Raw genomic sequence first — 3,408 nt, 5'->3', positions numbered from 1 at the left:
ACGATTCCAAACGCACGGGTCGAGTCGGATGGGAACGACTTTGGGAAGGTTGGTTTCGGCTGCAAACCCTGATAGACGGCTATTTGCTGGCTAAATCGGTTGATTTGGAGATCTGATCAAGAGACAGGGCCTTCCCGGGCTGAATCTCTATTATCCATTCCCGTTACGCCATTGGTTTTAATATCACAAAAGGCATATTGGATATCGAATAAACTGCGAATATACAACCTCGGTTCATTTGCGTTAGCATCTTGCATTACCATCACGCCTAAACCTGACATAGTAATCACGCCTAATAATAGCAATAACCATTTTAATCTCATTTTATCCTCTCATTCCGGGTAATCCGGTGATAAACGGGATACTATTCAACTTTAATATCAATCAACTCCATCGAGGAAAAATATCGGGTCAAATAACCCGATATTGCTATCCATTAAATTACCTGAACAAAACGACCGTTAATTAATGAAAAGATTGGTGCAATGGTAACTAGAACCGTATCACCATCTTCATCATTAACGTAATAAGATATTGGGGAACTTCCCGGGTCTGATTTATTCACTAGTCTGACCATTCTACCCTGATTCATTATTTTAACCCGGTAGTCATTCCAATTAATCGGTTTCATTTTGAAACTTTTTTCTTTGAAATCATTATGAAAATCTTTGTCAGCAAAGATATTCCCTTCACTTTCATTAGTAGCCCTAGCCCAGGCTTTGAGAGCGATTTTTTGTTGATTACGGATAGTATTCACATCTTTTGCATTATAAGCCTGCCAAACAGCCATATAAGCCTGTTGCAATTGCTGGCGCTGTTCAGGTGTATCCGTATAAGGTGTTGCCTTCGTCCATTCCCATTCAGGTAAGCCACTGATTTTCACATTACGACTAAACCGGTATAAGATCATATTGGGTGGAAATGTTCGAATATCAAAATAGTTTTCGTCTTTATGTCCAGCTTCTATACTGTCTGCTTGTACCACACGAAGTACAACTGGTGTACTAATAGCGGCATATTTAGGTTCATCCTCAGATACCGTTGCTACGGGTTGACCATTTTTATCCACCTCTACTTCAATAGCCGTCAGTACCTCACTCTTTTTACCGAGCATGGCTGTCAGTTCTAACTTGCACTTCGCTTCAGGATTGAAATGGCTGCGGACTTTATCTGACAAAGTATCCCGAGAAAACCAGCCTAGTGCCCCGAACTCTAGACTGATTTCATTTTCACCATTTGCCATTAATAGCATGGAAGCTGTACTGGCGGTACCAAATCCCCGACCTTCCCGAGCCGAATTACGGTTGTCTATTCCCGTTACGCCATTGGTTTTAATATCACAAAAGGCATATTGGATATCGAATAAACTGCGAATATACAACCACGGTTCACTTGCGTTAGCATCGGACATAGCAATCACTCCTAACAATAGTAATAACAATTTTAATTTCATTTTTTATCCTTTTATTCCTCTTTACATTCTTGGAAATCCGGTAATAAACGGGATATTATCCATCTTAGGCTTAAAGTTGGGGTCATAACCCATTTCCCATGACGCTGTTTCTGCTCCTGGAACAATATCGGGACGAACCACAGGCCGTTCTTCTCCTATCAGGTTAATTCTTAACGGGGATTCACTGGCTTTTAATGGCTCGGCAACAACCCACTGTTTCTTAACTTTCACTATATCTTTTGAATTAGATTTATCTCTCTTATCCCCCCCCACATCCACAGCTACCTCAAATTCCGCAACAATCCCATTATGGTAGCCAGCCAGATCGATCCCTTTATCATGCTGATCAAGTTCAAAACCCGCCGCTGTTTTTATAGCCCCACCCACTCCTATTGCGACTTCTACTATCATAATATGGGTCTTAAAGGCGACATTCACTTTTCCTTCCAAACTCAATTTCAAATCATTCTTATTACCGGCGTCAAAAGTCCACTGCTTTTGTTTATAAGCGGCACCCAATTGAAAGGACAGATTGCATGTCAAAATAATGCAACATTCCAGATCTAAATAGTTTTTATCATTTGAATTCCTGCGAGCCAGCGCCTCCCTGAATTTGGCTGCCACCTTCTCTATCTTGCAATACGCCGCCCCCATTTGGATAAGATCCAGTTTTGCCGTCATCCCCATAAAAGGCGCGGCGCTGAAACCCAAAAAATGGGTACGGTCATCCATCGAAGTGGTTCGGTCATAAGCATAAGCCAGTCCAATATTGATGGGATCTACCTTGAGCTCAAGCAGTTGGTAGCTGCGAGTGCCTTTTGAATCCGGATCGGGCGCCAGGTATTCCTTTGTATAACCCAGTAGCTTTTCCACCCGATTGATAGCCTCTAAATTGGGCAGGGTTTTCCTTACCTGATTAACTTCCGCAAACTTCGCCGAGTAATCCATATCCTGAACCGTTAAAGCGTATTCGACGTTAATCGCCGTCTGTCGAGTCAGATAAAATGGGTCCGTATGGGTTGTCCACCCACTGCGCAGTTTATTGCCATTTTTAGGCTTGACATTTTCCATCGCCAGACGCGCTTTTTTCTGTTCATCACGCCGCTCCTTTACAGAACGTTCTCCATGAGAAAAATCAAAGCTCAATCCAACCGAAACCATAAAACTGACCGACGGGTAAACCGCTATCGTCGCGTACTGTCGACTATCCAGGCAACCTTGAGTTATTAACTTATAATAACGCGGCTCACTGTACATATCTGTCGGGTTGGCAAGATTAGATAAATAAAACCAGACACTTTCCAGGTCACTTTCAATCTCAGCGTCTTTCAGTTGATCTTTATAAAATAATGTCACCTCCTGTGGCGCATTAAATTCTAGCGTTTTCTCTTTCTGTCCCCCCGTCAGCACCGCATGATGTTTAGCCGTGTTATTACATTTACCTTCAATCTGTATCGTCCCTTTTTGACCTTTTCCATTATCAATCAGGCTCATCTTAATTACCGGCTTTTCAGGCCATACCTGAGTATTCCGACCAAAAGTGACGCTGATTTTATAAATACAGGGGTCCGGGTTGTCGCATGTCATGCAGGCAACACCGGCACGGGATGAAATAGTTTGCTCAGCCATATCTATTACCTTATCAATTACCTTTTAATTACCTAATCGGGGATAAAACCCAATTCGCTTTTTAATAATGTTTCCATCCGATAATAACCCGGCCACTGGCTGAGGAATCCCCACAAATCAGCGCTAATAAATCAAAACCATATTTTGGTAGATTTTGGCGAGGTGCTTGAGTGTTTTATTAAGCACTATTTCAAATAATATTAGCGGAGAATGGCGTAATACATTCTCCGCTAATGTTAGGTGAGAGATGACTCTTCTTGATTTGATACTATTTGCCTGATAATTAAGGTGTATTCCTTTATTTTCGGCATAAAAACCAATCAGCC

Annotated in this window: 3 protein-coding genes and 1 pseudogene; all 4 read right to left on the bottom strand. The window is 41.9% G+C overall.

Annotated elements, in window-relative coordinates; translation table 11 throughout:
* Nucleotides 1-116: 116 nt before the first annotated feature.
* Nucleotides 117-323 carry a hypothetical protein gene (locus CKY02_RS22635; protein WP_112896970.1) on the bottom strand — a complete coding sequence of 69 codons (207 nt, stop codon included), beginning with the start codon at nt 321-323 and terminating at the stop codon, nt 117-119.
* A gap of 113 nt (nt 324-436) precedes the next feature.
* Complete coding sequence (locus CKY02_RS22630) at nt 437-1,453, bottom strand: hypothetical protein (protein ID WP_112896969.1); 1,017 nt, start codon at nt 1,451-1,453, stop codon at nt 437-439.
* A 21-nt stretch (nt 1,454-1,474) separates the two neighbouring features.
* A complete protein-coding gene (locus CKY02_RS22625) occupies nt 1,475-3,082 on the bottom strand; it encodes a hypothetical protein (protein ID WP_112896968.1) in 1,608 nt (535 codons plus the stop codon).
* Nucleotides 3,083-3,205: 123 nt separating this feature from the next.
* Nucleotides 3,206-3,408, bottom strand: a pseudogene (locus tag CKY02_RS22620) (IS4 family transposase); the annotation flags it as partial.

The organism is Photorhabdus bodei, from assembly GCF_003287735.1.
Taxonomy (GTDB): domain Bacteria; phylum Pseudomonadota; class Gammaproteobacteria; order Enterobacterales; family Enterobacteriaceae; genus Photorhabdus; species Photorhabdus kayaii.
Note: the sequence above shows the minus strand (reverse complement) of the source record. Positions and strands in the feature narration are given on the sequence as shown.

Bases quoted from the DNA above. Each gene is read 5' to 3' on its own strand.
- CKY02_RS22635 (WP_112896970.1), bottom strand. From the start codon at position 323: ATGAGATTAAAATGGTTATTGCTATTATTAGGCGTGATTACTATGTCA.
- CKY02_RS22630 (WP_112896969.1), bottom strand. From the start codon at position 1,453: ATGAAATTAAAATTGTTATTACTATTGTTAGGAGTGATTGCTATGTCC.
- CKY02_RS22625 (WP_112896968.1), bottom strand. From the start codon at position 3,082: ATGGCTGAGCAAACTATTTCATCCCGTGCCGGTGTTGCCTGCATGACA.